We start from the raw sequence: 16,578 nt of genomic DNA on the forward strand, positions 1-16,578 counted from the left end.
AGCAATCATTAGGATGTCTTGTTATGAAAGACATCACCCAGCTCGACCCCGTGGCCTTGCGCACACTCGCGGTCGCGGTGCGTCTGGGCACCTTCGAGGCGACCGCTCGGGAGCTGCACGTCACGCCGTCGGCGGTGAGCCAGCGCATCAAGGCGCTCGAGACCCGGATCGGCCGCGTGCTGCTGCACCGCGTCAAGCCCCTGGCGCCCACCGAGGCGGGCCAGGTGCTGGTGCGGCTGGCCACCCAGACCGAGCTCCTCGAGCGCGAGGCCGTCGCCGAGCTGGTCGAGGAGGACGGCGGCACGACGTCGTACGCCTCGCTGCCGATCGCCGTCAACGCCGACGCGCTCTACGGCTGGTTCGTCGACGCCCTCGCGGAGGTCCAGTCGCGCCACCGGGTCGTGTTCGAGGTGGTCCGCGAGGACCACACCCGCACCGCCGAGCGGCTGCGGCGCGGCGAGGTCGTGGCGGCGATCACCGGGGAGCCCAAGCCCGTGCCGGGCTGCCGGGTGGTGCGCCTGGGCCGGCTCCGCTACGCCGCCGTCGCCACCCGCGACTTCCACGCCGCCCACTTCGCCGACGGTGTCGCCACGGGCTCGCTGGGCGAGGCGCCGATCGTGGCGTTCGACCGCAACGACTCGCTCCAGCACGACTTCATCCGCCGGGTGACGCGGCGCCACCTCGCGCCGCCGGTGACCTACGTGCCGTCGGTGCGCGAGTTCGATCGGGCCATCCGGGTCGGCATGGGGTGGGGCCTGCTGCCCGAGTCGGACGTCGTCGACGAGCTCGATCGCGGCGACCTCGTCGAGCTCGTGCCCGGCCGCAGGCCCGAGGTGCCGCTGTTCTGGCAGCACTGGCGCCTCGGCTCGGCGCTGGTCGACGACCTGACCGACGCGGTGGTGGGAGCCGCCCGCGGGTGGATGGCCGGTTGACGGCGCTGCCGCCGCTCGACCAGATCCGCGATTCCCGTGACAGGCAGGGGCGCCGGTCCTAGGCTCCGAGCGAGATCGAGCACGGAGCTCGTCACCGACCTGATCGGGGAAGGCCAGTGACACGTCGTCGAGCCGCAGGGCGGGCCACCGCCGCCTGCGCGGGCCTCCTGCTCACCCTCACCGCGTGCGGGGGATCGGGCGATGCCGCCGCGACCAAGGGCGGCACCGACGTGCTGCTGGAGGGCGAACAACTCGACGCGATCAAGGGCCAGGTCGCCAAGATGGGCATCGTGGAGTGGCACGGCCAGCTGCTGACCAAGAACCCCGACAACGGCGGCAAGCGGATCTTCGACCTCGACGGCCGCTACAGCCCGTCCACCGGCTACAGCGCGCTCTCCATGGACTCCGCCATCGACGGCAACCGCCAGCAGGTCGACTACCTCGTCGTCGCCGGCCGCACCTACTTCAACAGCGAGGCCTGGGGCGCCAACGCCGCCGACTGCTGGGCCGACATCACCGGCGACGAGGCCCGCAGCTGGGGCCTGCCGACCGACCTCGACCCGACCTGGCCGGTCGTCGAGGCCAGGGCGATCCGGCTCGCCGGCGACGGCGTCGCGGTCGGTGTGCCGGCGCGCACCGTGATCACCGGGATGCCGCGCGGGCTCTTCCCGTCCGTGCCCCCCGCGCTCGACAAGATCGAGGCCGGCGCGGTGGTCACCCCGCACGGCCACCTCATCGAGGTCGGCGTCGACGTCCTGAACATGTGGAACGACGTCCCCGCCCCCGAGCGCGCCGCCATCCGGACCCGCAAGGCGGGCTGGTGGGCGATGACGATGAAGGAGTCGCAGGACGGCACGAGCATCACGCCGCCCAAGCGGGTCTTCGACCCTGCCGTGACGCCGCCCAGCCAGTGCAAGCGCGGCTGACCCCACGCCGCTGCGGGGGCATACTCCCGGCATGCCCACGTACGTCGCCTTCCTGCGCGCGATCAACCTCGGCGCGACGCGCAAGTTTCCCAAGGACGCCATCCGCGCCGCGACGGAGGCGGCCGGGGGCACCGACGTGGAGACCTACATCAACACCGGCAACGTCCGGCTGACCCACCCGGCCCGCTCGGTGGCCAAGGTGCAGGCGGTGCTGGAGCAGGCGTACGCCGCCGAGGCCGGCTTCGAGGTGCCGACCGTGGTGTTCACCGCACCCGACCTCGCCGCGCTCACCGCCCGGGGGGAGGAGCTGGACGCCGAGCACGAGCCCAGCGGGCAGCACTACGTGACGTTGTACGCCGACGCGCCGCCCGCGGCGGCGGTCGACGCGGTCCACGCTCTGGCCCATCCCGGCGAGACCGTGGTCGTCGACGGCCGCGCCGCCTACGTGCTGCTCGACGGCGACATCCACACCTCGAGGGTGATGGCGGCGAAGGAGCTCGCCGCCCTCGGGCGGGGGACCGCACGCACCATCAAGGTGCTGCGCACCGTCACCGAGAAGTGGTGCTGACGGCCCTCAGGCGATCTCCACCCCGGTGCGCGCCAGCTCGGTGATCGCCGCGGCCGACGACTCCTCCGCGACGCCGGCGCACAGGGCGGTCAGCACCCGGGTCGTGAACCCCTCGGTGATCGCGTCGAGCGCCGTCGCGCGGACGCAGTGGTCGGTGGCGATGCCGCACACGTCGACCTCGTCCACCTGCCGGGCTCGCAGCCACTCGGCCAACGCCTCTCCCGACGACGTACGTCCCTCGAAGCCGCTGTAGGCGGCCGCGTGCTCGCCCTTGTAGAAGACCTCGTCGAAGGGCTGGGGGTCGAGGTTGGGGTGGAACGCCGCCCCCTCGGTGCCGACCTTGCAGTGCACCGGCCACGAGTCGGTGAAGTCGGGCTTGGCCGACCAGTGCGGACCGGGGTCGACGTGATGGTCCTTCGTGGCGACCACGACGTCGTAGGCCGGGGCGTCCTCGGCCTGCGCGTGCCAGCGGTGCAGCAGGTCGTTGATGCCGGCCGCCACGTGCGCGCCGCCCGTGACGGGGAGCGAGCCGCCCTCGCAGAAGTCGTTCTGGACGTCGACGACGATCAGGGCTCGGGCCATGGCACGAGGCTAGCGGTCGCCGTCGTGGGAACAGCCCTCCCGCCTCGCGGCAGGAGGGCTGCTCGCGGCCTCGGCCCCGAGGGGGCCGGGCCGGTGCGACAGGGAGCCTCCCTGTCCGCGTCGTTCAGCGGCGGGTGGCTGTCACGATGCGGTACTCCCAGTCGCAGACCAGACCGCCGGACCCGGCGCCGCGGTCGTACGACTCGGCGAGGGCGACCAGGTCGGACCGGAGCGCGGCGCGCCCCTGCTCGTCCAGCCGGCTCGCCGCGGCGAAGGTGGGCCCGTAGTAGGTGAGGAACAGGTCGGCGAACGCGCCGGCGTCGGTGAAGCGCTGGGTCACCGTGGCGGTCTGCGACCGCACGTCGCCCACGGCGTCGCCCAGCAGGCCGGCGACGACCTCCTCCGTGCCCCAGCGGGTGGCGGGCTGGGCACCGGGTGGCGGCGCGGCGTGCGACCCGACGGTGCGCAGCATGCCGCCCACGAAGCCCTCCGGGGTCCAGCTCGCGAGCCCGATCCGCCCGCCGGGGCGGGTCACCCGCACGAGCTCGCGCCCCGCTGCGTCGTGGTCGGCGGCGAACATGACGCCGATCGCCGACAGCACCAGGTCGAACGACGCGTCGTCGTGCGGCAGGTGCTCGGCGTCGGCCTCGGCGAGGTCGACGGCGACGTCCTCCGCGGCGGCGCGGCGCCGGGCGATCTCCAGGAGCGCCGGGACGTAGTCGATGCCGACCGCCTCGGCGCCGCGGCGCGCGGCTGCCAGGGCGACGTGCCCCGTGCCGGTCGCGACGTCCAGCACCCGGTCGGCCGGGCCCACGCCGACGTGGTCGACGAGGTGCTCCGACACCGGGACGGTCAGGGCGGCGATCTTGTTGTAGTCACCGCTGCTCCAGACCTTCTGCTGCTTGTCGCGCAGCTCGGTGAGGTCCGGGCCGGGATTCTGGCTGGTGCTGCTGGCGCTGGTGCTGCTGGTGCTGGTCATGCGGGTTCCTTTCGTGGTGCCGACCGGCGTCTCGGGAACGCCGGCGACGGACGTGGTGGCCGCCGAGATGTGCTCGAGCCGGAGCCCGGCCCGTCGCACCGCCTCGGCGACCAGGTCGGGCGACTCGGCCTCGTAGAGCAGGAAGCACGTCTCGTCCTCGGACACGAAGATCGACCTCAGGCAGTGCACGGCCCGCCCCTCCCGGGACAGGTCGGCGCCGGCCCGCTCCGCCAGCGCGACGTGGCGCCGCGCTGCGGCGTGGTCGCCCTGGGCGACGTAGAGCTCGACGAGGTACTCGGCCATGTCTCCACCGTGCGCCCCCGAGCCGGTCGGCGAAACTGTGGATGACCCGAGGAATTGACCGGGAGGGGACCCCGGTCGACACCGGCCCGCCTGGGGGGACGGTCAGGTCGCGTCGGCGTCGAGGTCCGCCAGGCGCGGTGAGAGCTCCATCCGGGAGCGGATCCCGAGCTTGGTGTAGGAGTTGCGGAGGTGGAACTCCACGGTGCTGACCGTGACGACGAGGGCCCGGGCGATCTCCTTGTTGGCCAGTCCCTGCGCCGCGAGGTCGGCGACCCGGCGCTCGGCGGTGGTCAACCGGCCGGGGGCGCCCGGGCGCCGGGCGCCGACGCGCTCCAGCTCGCCGCGCGCGGCGTCGGCCCAGCCGGGGGCGCCCTGCGCCTCGAAGAGGGAGACCGCGCACCCGAGGGACTCCCGGGCCGCGCCCCACTTGCGTGAGCGGCGCTGCGCGCGGCCGAGGGCCAGCCACGTGCGGGCGGCCTCGGCGACCAGCCCACGGTCGTGGTAGCCCGACGCGACGCCGGCCAGCGCGGCGGCGTCGGCGTCCGACCACCCGCCGGCCAGCGCGAGCGTCGCCGAGCCGCGCGCCGCGGCCAGCCGGGCCCAGCCGTGGTCCTGCAGGTCGGCGGCGGCGGCCAGGGCGTCGACGACCTCGCCGGCCTCGGCCAGGGCGCCGGGGTCGCCGACGTCGGCGAGGGCCTCGACCAGGTCGGGGGCCGCGGGGAAGGCGCCGGGGTCGAGCACGCCCTCCTCGCGCGTGTACGACCACACCGCGCGCAGCTTGCCGGCGGCCTCGTCGGGGCGGTGGTCGAGCAGGTCGGCCACGCCCGTCGCCCGCGTGGCTTCCAGCCAGTCCCACCGCACGCCCGTCTCGTCCGCCTGGGCGACGGCGCGCTGGGCCCAGTCGCGCGCCGCCGCGGCGTCGCCACGACCGGCGGCGAGCAGGCTGCGGCAGCGCTCGTACATCGGCCAGTGCAGCAGGCTGCTGTCGGTCGAGGCCGCCCACTCGTCCAGCAGCTCCTCGGCGGCGTCCCACCCACCCACGCGCAGCTCGAGCTCGCACAGGTGCAGCCGGGCCAGCGCGTAGGCGTTGGGCTCGCCGCGCTCGGCGGCGAGCACGCGGAACGCCTCGAAGCGCTCGCGGGCCGGGCCCGGCTCGCCGCGCCACACGTGCTGCTGTCCGGCCACCCGGCCCGGGGTGCGGGCGAGGTAGGTCGACCGGCTGGCCAACGCCTCGTAGCGTTCGAGGAGGTCGTCGAGCGGTCGCCCGCGCAGGGCCGAGGTCCACACCCGTGTGAAGAGCGCGAGTCGCTGGTCGCCGCCGGTCCCGGTCGCGGACGCCTCGACGGCCTGGGCGGCGCGCGCGTCGGCGAGCGCGACGTGGCGCACCGCGATGACGGCCTCGTTCTCGGCGAGGTGGCACAGGACCCGCAGGCGCAGGTCGTGGTCGTCGCCCGCCTCGTCGAGGGCCTGCTGGAGCAGCGCGCGGATGTCGGCGTTGCCGCGCACCACGCCACCGGTGAGCAGGACGTAGGCCCGGACCCGGTCGGCGCGGTCGGGCAGCGTGGCCGCGCGGGGACCGAGCAGCTCGGTGAGGCGCTGCTTCTCCCCGGCCATGTGCAGCACCTTCGCCAGCACCATCACGCGGGCCGCGTCCGGGGCGCCGGTCGGTGTCAGGCGCAGGGCGTGGGCGGCGAGGTCGGCGGCGAGCCTGGTCGAGCCCCGGGCGATGGCACGCGTGGCGGCACCGTCGAGCCGCTCGGCGAGGAGCGCGTCGGGCTCGGTGGTGGCGAGGGCGAGGTGCTGCAGCATCCGGCAGGGGTCGTCGGACACGACCGCGGCGAGGTCGGCGTGCAGCCCGCGCACCTCCGCGTCCGACGCCGCCCGCCGCGCCGCCTGCGCGAGGAGGGGGTGGGCCGAGCGCACCCGCTCGCCGTCGAGGTCGACGACGCCGGCGGCCGAGGCCTGCTGGAGCGCGTCGGGCCCGAACAGCGCCTCCAGCCGGGGCACGCGCAGGTCGGCGTCGAGGGCGAGCGCGAGCAGCAGCCGGCGCGTGGTCGGGTCGAGGTCGGCCACCCGCAGGCCGAGGAGGTCCTCGACCGCGTCGGGCACCGGCAGCTCGTCGCCCAGCGTCGCCGGGTCGAGCCGGGCCAGCAGCCGGCCCACCTCGAGGGCGAACAGGGGGTTGCCCAGCGTCGTGTCGTAGACACGGCGCAGGAGGTGGTGGGCAGCCGCAGCCCGAGCCGGGTCGCGAGGATCTGGCGCGTGCCCCCGAGCGTGGTGGCGCGCACCGCGAGGCGTTCGACCAGGCCGTCGCGGAACGCCTGCTCGACCGAGGTCGGCGCGCCGGGGCGTCGGGCGACCACGACGGTCACGTCGTCGGGGAGCCGGCGCGCGACGTAGGCCAGTGCGGTCAGGGAGGAGGCGTCGAGCCACTGCAGGTCGTCGACGGCGACCAGGAGCCGCTGGTGGCGGGCCAGCGCCCGCAGCGCCGACAGCAGGGCGAGGGAGACGACCTGCTCGGTGGGCGGCTGCTCCCCGGGGTCGGCGCGGTAGAGCGCCACCTCGAGGGCGTGGAGCTGGGGCGCGGGAATCCCCAGCCCCTCGATCAGGACCCCGTCGAGCAGGTCGATCAGTCCAGCGAACGGCAGCTCGGTCTCGGACGCGCTCGCCCGCGCCGACAGCACGCGGAGGCCGCGGTGCTGCGCCCCCACCAGCGCCTGCTCCCAGAGGCTGGTCTTGCCCACGCCCGGCTCGCCCTCGAGCACGAGGGCCTGCACCGGGGCCGGCTCCTGGTCGAGCACCCCGGCGATGACTGCGAGCTCGGCGTCGCGCGCGACGAGACCCATGGGGGCATGATGGCAGCCCATCGAGCAGCATGGAATCCGCGCCGTGCACCCGTGCGCGGCCTGCCGCGGGACGCAAGCGCCGCACGCCCTGCCCCGCCCCGCCCCGACCTGCGGCCCGGCGGGTCGGACAGGAGGAAGTCGGCCGCCCGGCGAGGGCGTACGCCTGGCGGACGGCCGGGTGCGCGGTTTGTCCTGTCCGACACGCCCCGGCCGCCCCGGGGCAGGTGGCGCGCTACCCGCCGAGGTGGACCGTGGGGATGACCGGCTCGCCAGCCGACATCATCGTGACGGCGCGGGGGAGCTCGGCGACCGACGCGCGGTGCCGCGCTCGGGCCTCCTCGAGCGTGGCCCGGCCGACGACCTCACCGTCGCGCACCAGCGGGACGAGCAGCGGGCGGTCGTCCCCGTCGTCGGCGGGGGCCTCGTCGATCCCGACGACCTCCGCCTGGGCGATGCCCGAGGGCCCGCGGCGGCGCAGGGCGTGCTTGCGCCCGCCGATGGACAGCTTGTCGGTCGACCGCTTGGCCACCGACACCAGCTCGCCGTCGGTGCCCTCGCGGGCGACGAGCTTGTAGACGAAGCCGCACGTCGGGTGCCCGGAGCCGGTGACCAGCTGCGTCCCGACGCCGTAGGCGTCCACGGGCGCCGCCGCGAGCGCCGCGATGGCGTACTCGTCGAGGTCGCTGGTCACCACGATGCGGGTGTCGTGGGCGCCGAGCCCGTCGAGCTGGGCGCGCACCTCGCGGGCGAGGTCGCCGAGGTCGCCCGAGTCGAGGCGCACCGCACCGAGCCCGGTGCCGGCCACCTCGACGGCGAGCCGCACCGCCTCGGCGACGTCGTAGGTGTCGACCAGCAGCGTGGTGCCCACACCGAGCGTCTCGACCTGGGCGCGGAACGCGTCGGCCTCGGCGTCGTGCAGCAGCGTGAACGAGTGGGCCGCGGTGCCGGTGGACGGCACGCCGTAGCGAGCACGGGCCGCGAGGTTGCTGGTGGCGTCGAAGCCGGCGACGTACGCCGCCCGGGCGGCCGCCACGGCCGCCTCCTCGTGGGTGCGACGGGCGCCCATCTCGATGCACGGCCTGCCGTGGGCGGCCAGCACCATCCTCGACGCGGCCGAGGCGATCGCGGAGTCGTGGTTGTAGATCGAGAGCAGGACCGTCTCGAGGAGCACGGCCTCGGCGAAGGTGCCCTCCACGACGAGCAGCGGCGAGTGGGGGAAGTAGGCCTCGCCCTCGGCGTAGCCCCACACGTCGCCGGAGAAGCGGTAGGAGGAGAGCCAGTCGAGCATGCCGGGGTCGACGATGCCCTCCAGCGCGGTGAGCGCCGCCGCGTCGAAGCGGAAGTCCTCGATCGCGTCCAGCGCCCGGCCGACCCCGGCGACGACGCCGTAGCGACGGCCCTCCGGGAGCCGCCGGGGGAACAGCTCGAAGACCGCCCGGCGCTCGGCCGTGCCGGCCTGGCGCGCGGCCTGCACCATGGTCAGCTCGTAGTGATCGGTCAGGAGCGCGGTCGACGCACGGGGTGAGCTGGTCACGACCCACACTGTGCCACGATGGGACCCGTGTCAGCCGCCAGTCCCGTAGAGGTCGAGCCGACCGTCACCCCTGACGAGATCACCTTCCTGGCCAAGCCGTGGGTGACCCTCGTCTGGGACGACCCGGTCAACTTGATGTCCTACGTCTCCTACGTGTTCCAGAAGTACTTCGGCTACGACAAGGCCAAGGCCGAGAGGCTCATGCTCGAGGTGCACACCGACGGCAGGTCGGTGGTCTCGACCGGCACGCGCGAGGAGATGGAGCGCGACGTGCAGGCGATGCACGAGTACGGCCTGTGGGCGACGATGGAGAAGGCGTCGTAGTGCACCTCGACTTCGACCGCCACGCCACCACGTGGGGTGCCTGAGATGAGCGGCTTCGAGCGGCACCGCAGGTCCGGACACGTCATCGCCACGTTCACCGGGTTCGAGGCCGACCTGCTGCGGTCCCTGGCCTCGCAGATGGTCGAGCTGCTGCGCAACGAGCGCGCCGAGCCCGCCGCCGCGAGCGCCGACCCGTTCGACGCGATGATGGCCGAGTTCTCCGGCGCCACGACCATCCCGGACGACCCGGTGCTCGCCCGGCTCTTCCCCACCGCCTACCCCGACGACGAGGAGGCGGCCGCCGACTTCCGCCGCTTCACCGAGGGCGGCCTGCGCGACGGCAAGGCGGCCACCGCCGGGTCGATCATCGACACCCTGGAGGAGGCCGGGCTCCCGTCGGAGCTGGACCAGGACGGCCTGGTCATCGACGTCGAGCTCACCGACGCCGAGGCCGAGACGTGGATGCGCGCCTTCACCGACATCCGGCTGGCGCTGGCCACCCGGCTCGGCGTCGAGGCCGGCGACGAGCACTACTGGCACTCGCTGCCCGACGACGACCCCCGCGCGCAGGCCCACGACATCTACGAGTGGGTGGGCTACCTCCAGGAGACCATCGTCGAGGCGCTCACCTCGTGAGCCGCCCGTGAGCCCGGTGCCCGACTTCGTCCTGGCGCTCCGCGAGAAGATCGGCCACGACCCGCTCTGGCTGCCCGGGGTCACCGCGGTCGTCCGGCGCGGCGACCAGGTGCTGCTGGTCAAGCGCGCCGACAACGGCCACTGGACGCCCGTCACCGGGATCCCGGAGCCGGGGGAGGAGCCGGCCGAGGCCGCCGCCCGGGAGGCGCTGGAGGAGACCGGGGTCCGGATCCGGGTGGACCGGCTGGCCTCCACCGGCGTGCACGGCGACATCGTGCACGCCAACGGCGACCGCGCCTCCTACCTCGACCTCACCTTCGCCTGCACCTGGCTCGAGGGCGAGGCCCACGTGGCCGACGACGAGTCGAGCGAGGTGCGATGGTGGCCCGTCGGTGCGCTGCCGCCGATGTCGGAGCTGATGACCGCCCGCATCGAGGCCGCCCTCAGCGGCGACCTCGAGGCACGATTCGTGCGGCCGCCGGGCCAGCACGACGTCGAGCCGCCGCCCGTCCTCGCGCCCCCGGCCCCCGTCCTCGGCGTCGATGCCTGCCCGGCCGGCTGGGTGGGCGTGGTGCTCGACACCCGGCTCCGCGCCTCCGTCTTCGTCGCGCCCGACATCACCGGCCTCCTCGAGCTGGTCCGCGAGCAGCACGACGTCGCGGTCGTGGCCGTCGACATCCCCATCGGGCTGCCCGATGCGGGCGGCCGGCGGGCCGACGCGGAGGCCCGGCGCGCGCTGGTGGGGAAGGCGTCGTCGGTGTTCTCCACGCCCGTGCGGGCCGCGCTCGAGGCGGAGACCTACGAGCAGGCGCGCGCGGCCAACCTCGCCGCGACCGGTGGGCGCACCAGCGTGAGCGCCCAGGCCTACGCGCTGCGCGAGAAGGTGCTGCAGGTCGACGCGTGGGTGCGGGGGCGGCCCGGGACCCGCGTCATCGAGGTCCACCCCGAGCTGAGCTTCGCGCGGATGGCGGGTGCGCCGGTGCTGGCGCGCAAGAAGGACGTCGACGGCGTCCGCGCCCGGCGCGAGGCGCTCGCCGCGCACGGTGTCGTGGCGCCGGCGTGGTTCCGCGGCGCCGGCTTCGGCGAGGACGACCTGCTCGACGCCTGCGCGGCCGCCTGGTCCGCGGTGCGCGACGCGCACGGGGTCGCGGAGTCGTACCCCGACGAGCCCGAGGTCTTCTCCGACGAGATCCCGGCCGCGATCTGGGCCTGAGCGGCGTACGCCCACCCGCAGGACGTCATGGGAAACCCCGGTCCGGACCGGGGTTTCCCATGACGTCCTGCCGGCGCTGACCCGGTCGGCTCGCGGACGCCCTCAGCCCGAGTGGGTGAGCACGCCGTAGCGCTCGCGGGAGGCGAGCGCCCAGCGGGAGACGGGCACCGACACCAGGGCCACCGCGAGCATCAACGCGGCCAGCACCAGCCAGCCGGTCTCGCCCATCTCGACGCAGAGCAGGGTCACCACGGGCGGGCCGACGACGGCGATCACGCTGAACCCGAGCCCGGCGAAGCCCTGGTACTGGCCCTGCTTCTCGTGCGGCGCGAGGCCCATCTGGAGCCCCCACTGGCCGCCGGAGCCGATCATCTCGCCCACGACGTGGACCAGCGAGCCGACGACCAGCACGACCACCGCGAAGGTGGCGTCGCCCCGGTCGGCCAGCGCGACGATGGCGAAGCCGGCGGCGATCCACACCGCGCCGCGCACCAGCGCGCGGGCGCCCGCCTCGACCGAGTCGGCGCGCCGCGAGAGCCGGACCTGGAACAGTGCGACGCAGGCGGTGTTGACGATGAGCAGGATCGCGACCATCACCGGCGGGGCGGAGGTGCGCTCGGAGATGTAGAGCGCCAGGCCCAGCTCCATCACGAAGAAGTGCAGCGAGAACAGACCGGTCAGGGCCACCACGACGACGTAGGGCCAGTCGCGCAGCACCGCCAGCCGAGGCTCGCCCTCGACCCGGACGTAGGCCGGCAGGTCGGGAAGCCGCGTGGTGTTCCACGCGGCGAAGCCGGTGAAGACGGCGTTGAGGACGAACACCGAGATGTAGGCCCACGGCTCGTCCACGACGAGGGCGGCGCCGCCGAAGACCGAGCCGAGGCCGATCGCGGTGTTGGTCACCGCGCGGAGGTAGGCCTTGAACTGCACGCCGCGCCCACCCGTGGCGAGCTGGGCGATGACGCCCTGCTGCACGGACCCGGCCGAGCGCTCGAAGAAGGTGAGCAGCGCCAGCAGCAGCGCGAGCTGCCACGGCGTGCGGGCCAGCGCCGGCAGCGCGCTGGTGAGGGCGGCGCCGACCATGAACGCCGTCAGCACCCGCCGCGGTCCCCGGCTGTCGGCGAGCTGGCCGGCCGGCACCTGCACCACGATCCCGACCACGGCCGCGACGGCCATCGCGAACGCGACCTCGGCGGCGGAGAAGCCGACCTGCCGGGTGAAGTAGAGCGCGCTGGTGGTCATCACCGCGCCGGCCCCGAACCGGTTGGCGAACGACCCCAGCGCCAGCACCCGCAGGTCCCGCTCGAGCGGGATCCCCCTCCGGGTCAGCGGCGCGTGCGCCTGCGACGACGACATGGCTCTCCTCGACAAAGTATCTCGACGTCAAGACTATGTCGTGAGACGCGCGCCTGCCGCATCGGCCCCGTGCCTACGCTTGGCCGTGTGCTGACCTTGGACCAGGAGATCTACGACGCCATCGTGGCGCACGCGCGGCGCGACCACCCCGACGAGGCCTGCGGCGTCGTCGCGGGCCCGGAGGGAAGCGACCGTCCCGAGCGCTTCGTCCCGATGGTCAACGCGGCCGGCAGCCCGACGTTCTACGAGTTCGACTCCGGCGAGCTGCTCGCGCTCTACAAGGAGATGGACGCCCGCGACGAGGAGCCGGTGGTGATCTACCACTCGCACACCGCCACCGAGGCCTACCCCAGCCGCACCGACATCAACCTGGCCAGCGAGCCCAACGCCCACTACGTGCTCGTCAGCACACGCGAGCACGGGAATAGTGAGGGCCCGGTGGAGTTCAGGTCCTACAGAATCGTCGACGGGGTCGTGACCGAGGAGGACGTCACGGTCGCACCCACGCCGGCGACGCCAGAGACACCCGAGCAGACCGAGGAAGAGAGCACCCCCTGATGGCCATCGAGGTCCGGATCCCCACCATCCTGCGCACCTACACCGACGGCGCCAAGGCCGTCGAGGGATCGGGCAGCACGCTGTCCGCGCTGATCGACGACCTCGAGGGCAGCCACCCCGGCATCAAGGACCGCCTCGTCGAGGAGAAGGCCGGCTCGGTCGACCTGCGCCGCTTCGTCAACGTCTACATCAATGACGAGGACGTCCGCTTCATGGGCGGCCTCGACGCCGAGCTCTCCGACGGCGACCAGGTCGTCGTGCTGCCCGCCGTCGCGGGCGGCTGCTGAGCAAGGGCGCTCAACCCAGGATCCCGCGCTCGTAGGCCCGCGCCACCGCGGCGGCGCGGTCGCTGACGCCGAGCTTGTCGTAGACGTGCACGAGGTGGGTCTTGACCGTCGCCTCGCTGACGAACAGCTCCTCGGCGATCGCCCGGTTGGAGCGTCCCCGCGCCACCAGCGCGAGCACCTCCCGCTCGCGCGCGCTCAGCACGCCCGTCGCGGCCGGACGACGTACGTGCGAGGCGAGGCGCGACGCCACGGCGGGTGACAGCACCGTCTCGCCCGCCGCCGTCGCGCGCACCGCGTCGAAGAGCGTCTGGGCGGGCGTGTCCTTGAGCAGGTAGCCCGTCGCGCCGGCCTCGATCGCGGCCACCGTGTCGGAGTCGGTGTCGTAGGTCGTCAGCACCAGCACGGACGCGCGGGCGCCGCGCTCGCGCAGCTCGCGGACGGCGTCGACGCCCCCGCCGCCGGGCATGCGGAGGTCCATGACGACCACGTCGGGGTCGGTCGCCAGCACCCGCTCGACCGCTTCGGGACCGCTTGCCGCCTCGCCCACCACCTCGAAGCCGGTGACGCCGGCGAGCATGCTGCGCACGCCGTCGCGGACGACCGGGTGGTCGTCCACCACGACGATCGTGACGGTCGGGCGTGGCGTGCTCATGCGGCCACGCGTGCCAGGGCGGGGAGCCGGGCGGACACGGCCGTGCCGCGCCCGGTCACGGACTCGAGGGTGAGCTCGCCGGCCAGCCGCGCGACCCGCTGGCGCATGCCACGGAGGCCGAACGAGCTCGCGCCGGTCGGGACGTCGACGTCGAAGCCGACGCCGTCGTCGCGCACGTCGAGCACCACCTCGTCACCGTCGTACGACAACGTGACGCCTACCCTGGTGGCGCCGGCGTGCTTGGCGATGTTGGTCAGGGACTCCTGGGCCACCCGCAGGACGGTCGCCTCCACCTCGGGATGCAGGGCGACGGGGTCGCCGACGACTACGGCGTCGGCGCGGACGGACTGCTCGGCCGACCAGGCCGCGACGACGCAGGACAGTGCCTCGGCCAGCGTCGTGCCGTCGAGGTCGCCGGGGGAGAGGTCGAGCATCGAGCGGCGAGCCTCGGCCAGTGCCTGACGCGCCAGCGCGAGCGCGCGCTCCTGCCGCTCGCCGCCGACAGCGGCCTCCAGCTGGGTGACGATGCCGGCCAGGCTCTGGGCGAGCGTGTCGTGGATCTCGCGGGCCAGGCGGGCCCGTTCCTCCTGCACGCCGGCCCCGCGCGCCTGGGCGACGAGCTCGTCCTGCAGGGCGGCGTTGTCGGAGAGCGCGCGCTCCAGCTCGGCGTTGAGCCGCTCGAGCTCGGCGTTGCGCTCCTCGGTGCGCATGCCCATCTTCATGAAGGTGGTGGCCAGGCCTGCGTTGAGCCCGATGAGGGCGACGAAGACCCACAACTGCGTCGCGTCGTCGGGCGGGAACCCGCCGGACTGGGACCCGGCCTGGGTGATGCCGACCACCAGCATGCCGACGTAGACCCAACGCCCCTTGAGCGACTCGTAGGCGTCGAGGAAGCCGACGAAGCCGAAGACGGCGTAGAAGGGGTTGAGCCAGACCAGCACGAAGGCGAGGGCGGTCCGTCCCACGTAGTGGAGTGCGCTCGGCCGCGGCGTGGTGAACATCCACAGCGCGGTGACGGCGGTGAGCGCGAGGGTCCACCGGATGTCCGCCGCGTCGTCCCCGAGGGCAGGTGAGGCCACCGTCGCGACCACGGTGGCGAGAGCGAGGAGCCCGAACGGCAACCGGGCCAGCCACTTCTCATCGCTCACGGCGACATCTTGGCAGGACATCCGGGCTCCTCCCGCTCATTCCCACCGGAAGCTGCGCACGGCGACGAGCGACAGCACCGCGGCCCATCCGGCCATGACGGCGAGGTCGACGAGGTCCGGCGTGCGTCCGACGAGCGAGTCGTTGAGGGCCTCGGCCGCCGCGCCGAGCGGGGTGGCGACCACGAGGTCGTGCAACCACCCGCCCATGCCCTGCACCGGCAGCCAGACGCCGGAGGTGAACATCAGCGGGAAGAAGACGATGGTGCCGACGGTCTGCACGATTCGGGTGTTCGACGACACCGCGGTCACGACCGCCCCGATGGAGAACGCGGCCGCGGTCGCCAGGACGACGCAGACGGCGTACCACCCGACCGCACCGGGCAGCGGCACGTCGTACACCACCCGGGCGGCGCCGAGCGCCAGCACGATCGAGGTCAGCACGGCTGCTGCGTGGAGGCCGACCTGGGCGCCCAGGAGCGAGGCCGGGTGCATCGGTGTCGTGCGCAGCCGCCGCAGCACCCCGCTCTCGCGGTAGCCGGCGATCACGGGCGGCATCGCCATGATCGCGGCCATGATCATCGCGAGGACGACACAGACGGAGGCGTAGAGGTCGATCACCCGCTGGCCGCCGAGGTCGTCCTCGGGCGTGCGGTAGTCCGGGATGAGACCGATGATGAGCAGGAGGATCGTGGGGAACAGCAGGATCCAGAAGAGCGAGCCGAGCTCGCGGCTGAAGAGCCGCGCCTCGGTGCGCACGACGGCGGCCGTCGGGCTCGTGGTGGCTGTGGTGGTCATGCGGGCTGCTCCTCGGCAAGCGCTGCGTCGGCGGTGTCGGCGGGCGTGCCGGTGAGCTGGAGGTAGGCGGTGTCGAGGGTGCCGTCGACCACGCGCAGGCCGTGCGGCGTCACGTGCTGGCCGGACAGGAGGTCCAAGACCTCGAGCGCCGCTCCGTCGCGTCCCTCCACGACGATCCGGTCCGACTCGGTCCGGACCGCGGAGACCGACGCGAGCTCACGGAGCGACTCGAGGTCGAGCGGGTGGTCGGTGGTGAAGGAGGTGACCGTGGCGGCGCTCGCTCCGGCGATGAGCGCGTCGGGGGTGTCGAGCGCCCGGATCCGGCCACCGTCGATGATGGCGATCCGGTCGCACAGCTGCTGCGCCTCCTCCATCGAGTGCGTCACGAGCAGGACCGTGACCCCGTCGGCGCGCAGGTCGCGCACGATCTGCCACACGTCGCGGCGGGCGCGGGGATCGAGCCCGGTGCTGAGCTCGTCGAGGATCACCACGCGCGGACGGCCCACCAGGGCGAGCGCGATGGAGAGACGCTGCTGCTGGCCCCCGCTCAGGTCGCGGAACCTCGTGCGGAGCTGCTCCTCGAGCCCGAGCCTGCCGAGCAGGTCGTGCCACGGCAGCGGGTCGTCGTAGAGCGCGGACCACAGCCGCAGCGCCTCGTCGACGGTGATCTTCGGCTGCAGCCTGCTCTCCTGGAGCTGGACGCCGAGCAGCCGGGTCAGCGCGTTGCGGTCGGTGCGCGGGTCGAGTCCGGCGACCCGGACGGTGCCGGAGTCGGGCACTCGCAGCCCGGCGACGCACTCGACGGTCGTGGTCTTGCCTGCCCCGTTGGGACCGAGGACGCCGAGCACCTCACCCTCGGCGACCTCGAGGGAGACGTCGTCGACGGCGAGGGTGTCGCCGTAGGCCTTGCGCAGGTGGGAGATCGAGATCATGGCTCCA

17 protein-coding genes and 1 pseudogene are annotated in these 16,578 nt (G+C 74.0%); 8 read left to right on the top strand and 10 right to left on the bottom strand.

Annotated elements, in window-relative coordinates:
• Positions 1 to 23: 23 nt before the first annotated feature.
• The 3 genes from AC4H2S_RS06970 (at position 24) to AC4H2S_RS06980 (ending at position 2,426) form a co-directional block, all read left to right on the top strand.
• Positions 24 to 932, top strand: coding sequence for a LysR family transcriptional regulator ArgP (locus tag AC4H2S_RS06970; RefSeq protein ID WP_491496244.1), 909 nt, complete (start codon positions 24 to 26; stop codon positions 930 to 932).
• Positions 933 to 1,048: 116 nt separating this feature from the next.
• A complete protein-coding gene (locus AC4H2S_RS06975) occupies positions 1,049 to 1,858 on the top strand; it encodes a hypothetical protein (RefSeq protein WP_491496245.1) in 810 nt (269 codons plus the stop codon).
• A 31-nt stretch (positions 1,859 to 1,889) separates the two neighbouring features.
• Positions 1,890 to 2,426: a DUF1697 domain-containing protein gene (locus AC4H2S_RS06980; protein ID WP_491496246.1), complete on the top strand. Its 537-nt coding sequence runs from the start codon at positions 1,890 to 1,892 to the stop codon at positions 2,424 to 2,426.
• A gap of 6 nt (positions 2,427 to 2,432) precedes the next feature.
• On the opposite strand, the gene AC4H2S_RS06985 is transcribed toward AC4H2S_RS06980, so the two are convergent.
• From AC4H2S_RS06985 to AC4H2S_RS07005, 5 genes and pseudogenes are all read right to left on the bottom strand, one after another.
• On the bottom strand, positions 2,433 to 3,008 hold the full coding sequence (locus AC4H2S_RS06985) for an isochorismatase family protein (RefSeq protein ID WP_491496247.1): 576 nt from the start codon (positions 3,006 to 3,008) through the stop codon (positions 2,433 to 2,435).
• A gap of 124 nt (positions 3,009 to 3,132) precedes the next feature.
• On the bottom strand, positions 3,133 to 4,290 hold the full coding sequence (locus tag AC4H2S_RS06990; RefSeq protein WP_491496248.1) for a methyltransferase domain-containing protein: 1,158 nt from the start codon (positions 4,288 to 4,290) through the stop codon (positions 3,133 to 3,135).
• Between the two features lie 102 nt (positions 4,291 to 4,392).
• A complete protein-coding gene (locus AC4H2S_RS06995) occupies positions 4,393 to 6,453 on the bottom strand; it encodes a LuxR C-terminal-related transcriptional regulator (RefSeq protein ID WP_491496249.1) in 2,061 nt (686 codons plus the stop codon).
• Positions 6,454 to 6,668: 215 nt separating this feature from the next.
• A pseudogene (locus tag AC4H2S_RS07000) lies at positions 6,669 to 7,157 on the bottom strand (ATP-binding protein); the annotation flags it as partial.
• A gap of 211 nt (positions 7,158 to 7,368) precedes the next feature.
• Positions 7,369 to 8,670, bottom strand: coding sequence for a nicotinate phosphoribosyltransferase (locus AC4H2S_RS07005; RefSeq protein WP_491496250.1), 1,302 nt, complete (start codon positions 8,668 to 8,670; stop codon positions 7,369 to 7,371).
• Positions 8,671 to 8,688: 18 nt separating this feature from the next.
• Between AC4H2S_RS07005 and clpS the strand changes: the two genes are divergently transcribed.
• Genes clpS through AC4H2S_RS07020 form a run of 3 tightly spaced genes read left to right on the top strand, consistent with a single transcriptional unit; the run spans position 8,689 to position 10,843 of the window.
• The gene (gene clpS, locus AC4H2S_RS07010) at positions 8,689 to 8,994 is read left to right on the top strand and encodes an ATP-dependent Clp protease adapter ClpS (RefSeq protein WP_491496251.1); all 306 of its coding nucleotides are present in this window, start codon (positions 8,689 to 8,691) and stop codon (positions 8,992 to 8,994) included.
• Positions 8,995 to 9,039: 45 nt separating this feature from the next.
• Positions 9,040 to 9,630 carry a DUF2017 domain-containing protein gene (locus AC4H2S_RS07015; RefSeq protein WP_491496252.1) on the top strand — a complete coding sequence of 197 codons (591 nt, stop codon included), beginning with the start codon at positions 9,040 to 9,042 and terminating at the stop codon, positions 9,628 to 9,630.
• Positions 9,631 to 9,637: 7 nt separating this feature from the next.
• Positions 9,638 to 10,843, top strand: coding sequence for a DUF429 domain-containing protein (locus tag AC4H2S_RS07020; protein ID WP_491496253.1), 1,206 nt, complete (start codon positions 9,638 to 9,640; stop codon positions 10,841 to 10,843).
• A gap of 102 nt (positions 10,844 to 10,945) precedes the next feature.
• Here AC4H2S_RS07020 and AC4H2S_RS07025 read toward each other — a convergent pair whose 3' ends face one another.
• Positions 10,946 to 12,199, bottom strand: a complete 1,254-nt coding sequence (locus AC4H2S_RS07025) for an MFS transporter (RefSeq protein WP_491496254.1) — start codon at positions 12,197 to 12,199, stop codon at positions 10,946 to 10,948.
• An 87-nt stretch (positions 12,200 to 12,286) separates the two neighbouring features.
• Between AC4H2S_RS07025 and AC4H2S_RS07030 the strand changes: the two genes are divergently transcribed.
• Together AC4H2S_RS07030 and AC4H2S_RS07035 are read left to right on the top strand one after the other, a co-directional pair.
• Complete coding sequence (locus tag AC4H2S_RS07030; RefSeq protein WP_491496255.1) at positions 12,287 to 12,757, top strand: M67 family metallopeptidase; 471 nt, start codon at positions 12,287 to 12,289, stop codon at positions 12,755 to 12,757.
• Positions 12,757 to 13,044: a MoaD/ThiS family protein gene (locus AC4H2S_RS07035; protein ID WP_491496256.1), complete on the top strand. Its 288-nt coding sequence runs from the start codon at positions 12,757 to 12,759 to the stop codon at positions 13,042 to 13,044. The genes AC4H2S_RS07030 and AC4H2S_RS07035 overlap by 1 nt, the downstream gene beginning before the upstream one ends.
• Positions 13,045 to 13,054: 10 nt before the next feature.
• Here AC4H2S_RS07035 and AC4H2S_RS07040 read toward each other — a convergent pair whose 3' ends face one another.
• The 4 genes from AC4H2S_RS07040 to AC4H2S_RS07055 are packed head-to-tail and all read right to left on the bottom strand — an operon-like array spanning position 13,055 to position 16,571.
• Positions 13,055 to 13,696, bottom strand: a complete 642-nt coding sequence (locus tag AC4H2S_RS07040; protein ID WP_491496257.1) for a response regulator — start codon at positions 13,694 to 13,696, stop codon at positions 13,055 to 13,057.
• Positions 13,693 to 14,844, bottom strand: a complete 1,152-nt coding sequence (locus AC4H2S_RS07045; RefSeq protein WP_491496258.1) for a sensor histidine kinase — start codon at positions 14,842 to 14,844, stop codon at positions 13,693 to 13,695. The genes AC4H2S_RS07040 and AC4H2S_RS07045 overlap by 4 nt, the downstream gene beginning before the upstream one ends.
• A 36-nt stretch (positions 14,845 to 14,880) precedes the next feature.
• The gene (locus AC4H2S_RS07050) at positions 14,881 to 15,639 is read right to left on the bottom strand and encodes an ABC transporter permease (RefSeq protein ID WP_491496259.1); all 759 of its coding nucleotides are present in this window, start codon (positions 15,637 to 15,639) and stop codon (positions 14,881 to 14,883) included.
• Positions 15,636 to 16,571, bottom strand: a complete 936-nt coding sequence (locus AC4H2S_RS07055; protein ID WP_491496260.1) for an ABC transporter ATP-binding protein — start codon at positions 16,569 to 16,571, stop codon at positions 15,636 to 15,638. Before AC4H2S_RS07055 ends, AC4H2S_RS07050 begins: the two co-directional genes overlap by 4 nt.
• Positions 16,572 to 16,578 lie beyond the last annotated feature (7 nt).

It is taken from the genome of Nocardioides sp. Z13_37 (assembly GCF_058355585.1).

Bases quoted from the DNA above. Each gene is read 5' to 3' on its own strand.
- AC4H2S_RS06970 (WP_491496244.1), top strand. From the start codon at position 24: ATGAAAGACATCACCCAGCTCGACCCCGTGGCCTTGCGCACACTCGCG.
- AC4H2S_RS06980 (WP_491496246.1), top strand. From the start codon at position 1,890: ATGCCCACGTACGTCGCCTTCCTGCGCGCGATCAACCTCGGCGCGACG.
- AC4H2S_RS06985 (WP_491496247.1), bottom strand. From the start codon at position 3,008: ATGGCCCGAGCCCTGATCGTCGTCGACGTCCAGAACGACTTCTGCGAG.
- AC4H2S_RS06990 (WP_491496248.1), bottom strand. From the start codon at position 4,290: ATGGCCGAGTACCTCGTCGAGCTCTACGTCGCCCAGGGCGACCACGCC.
- clpS (WP_491496251.1), top strand. From the start codon at position 8,689: ATGGGACCCGTGTCAGCCGCCAGTCCCGTAGAGGTCGAGCCGACCGTC.
- AC4H2S_RS07015 (WP_491496252.1), top strand. From the start codon at position 9,040: ATGAGCGGCTTCGAGCGGCACCGCAGGTCCGGACACGTCATCGCCACG.
- AC4H2S_RS07025 (WP_491496254.1), bottom strand. From the start codon at position 12,199: ATGTCGTCGTCGCAGGCGCACGCGCCGCTGACCCGGAGGGGGATCCCG.
- AC4H2S_RS07035 (WP_491496256.1), top strand. From the start codon at position 12,757: ATGGCCATCGAGGTCCGGATCCCCACCATCCTGCGCACCTACACCGAC.
- AC4H2S_RS07040 (WP_491496257.1), bottom strand. From the start codon at position 13,696: ATGAGCACGCCACGCCCGACCGTCACGATCGTCGTGGTGGACGACCAC.
- AC4H2S_RS07050 (WP_491496259.1), bottom strand. From the start codon at position 15,639: ATGACCACCACAGCCACCACGAGCCCGACGGCCGCCGTCGTGCGCACC.
- AC4H2S_RS07055 (WP_491496260.1), bottom strand. From the start codon at position 16,571: ATGATCTCGATCTCCCACCTGCGCAAGGCCTACGGCGACACCCTCGCC.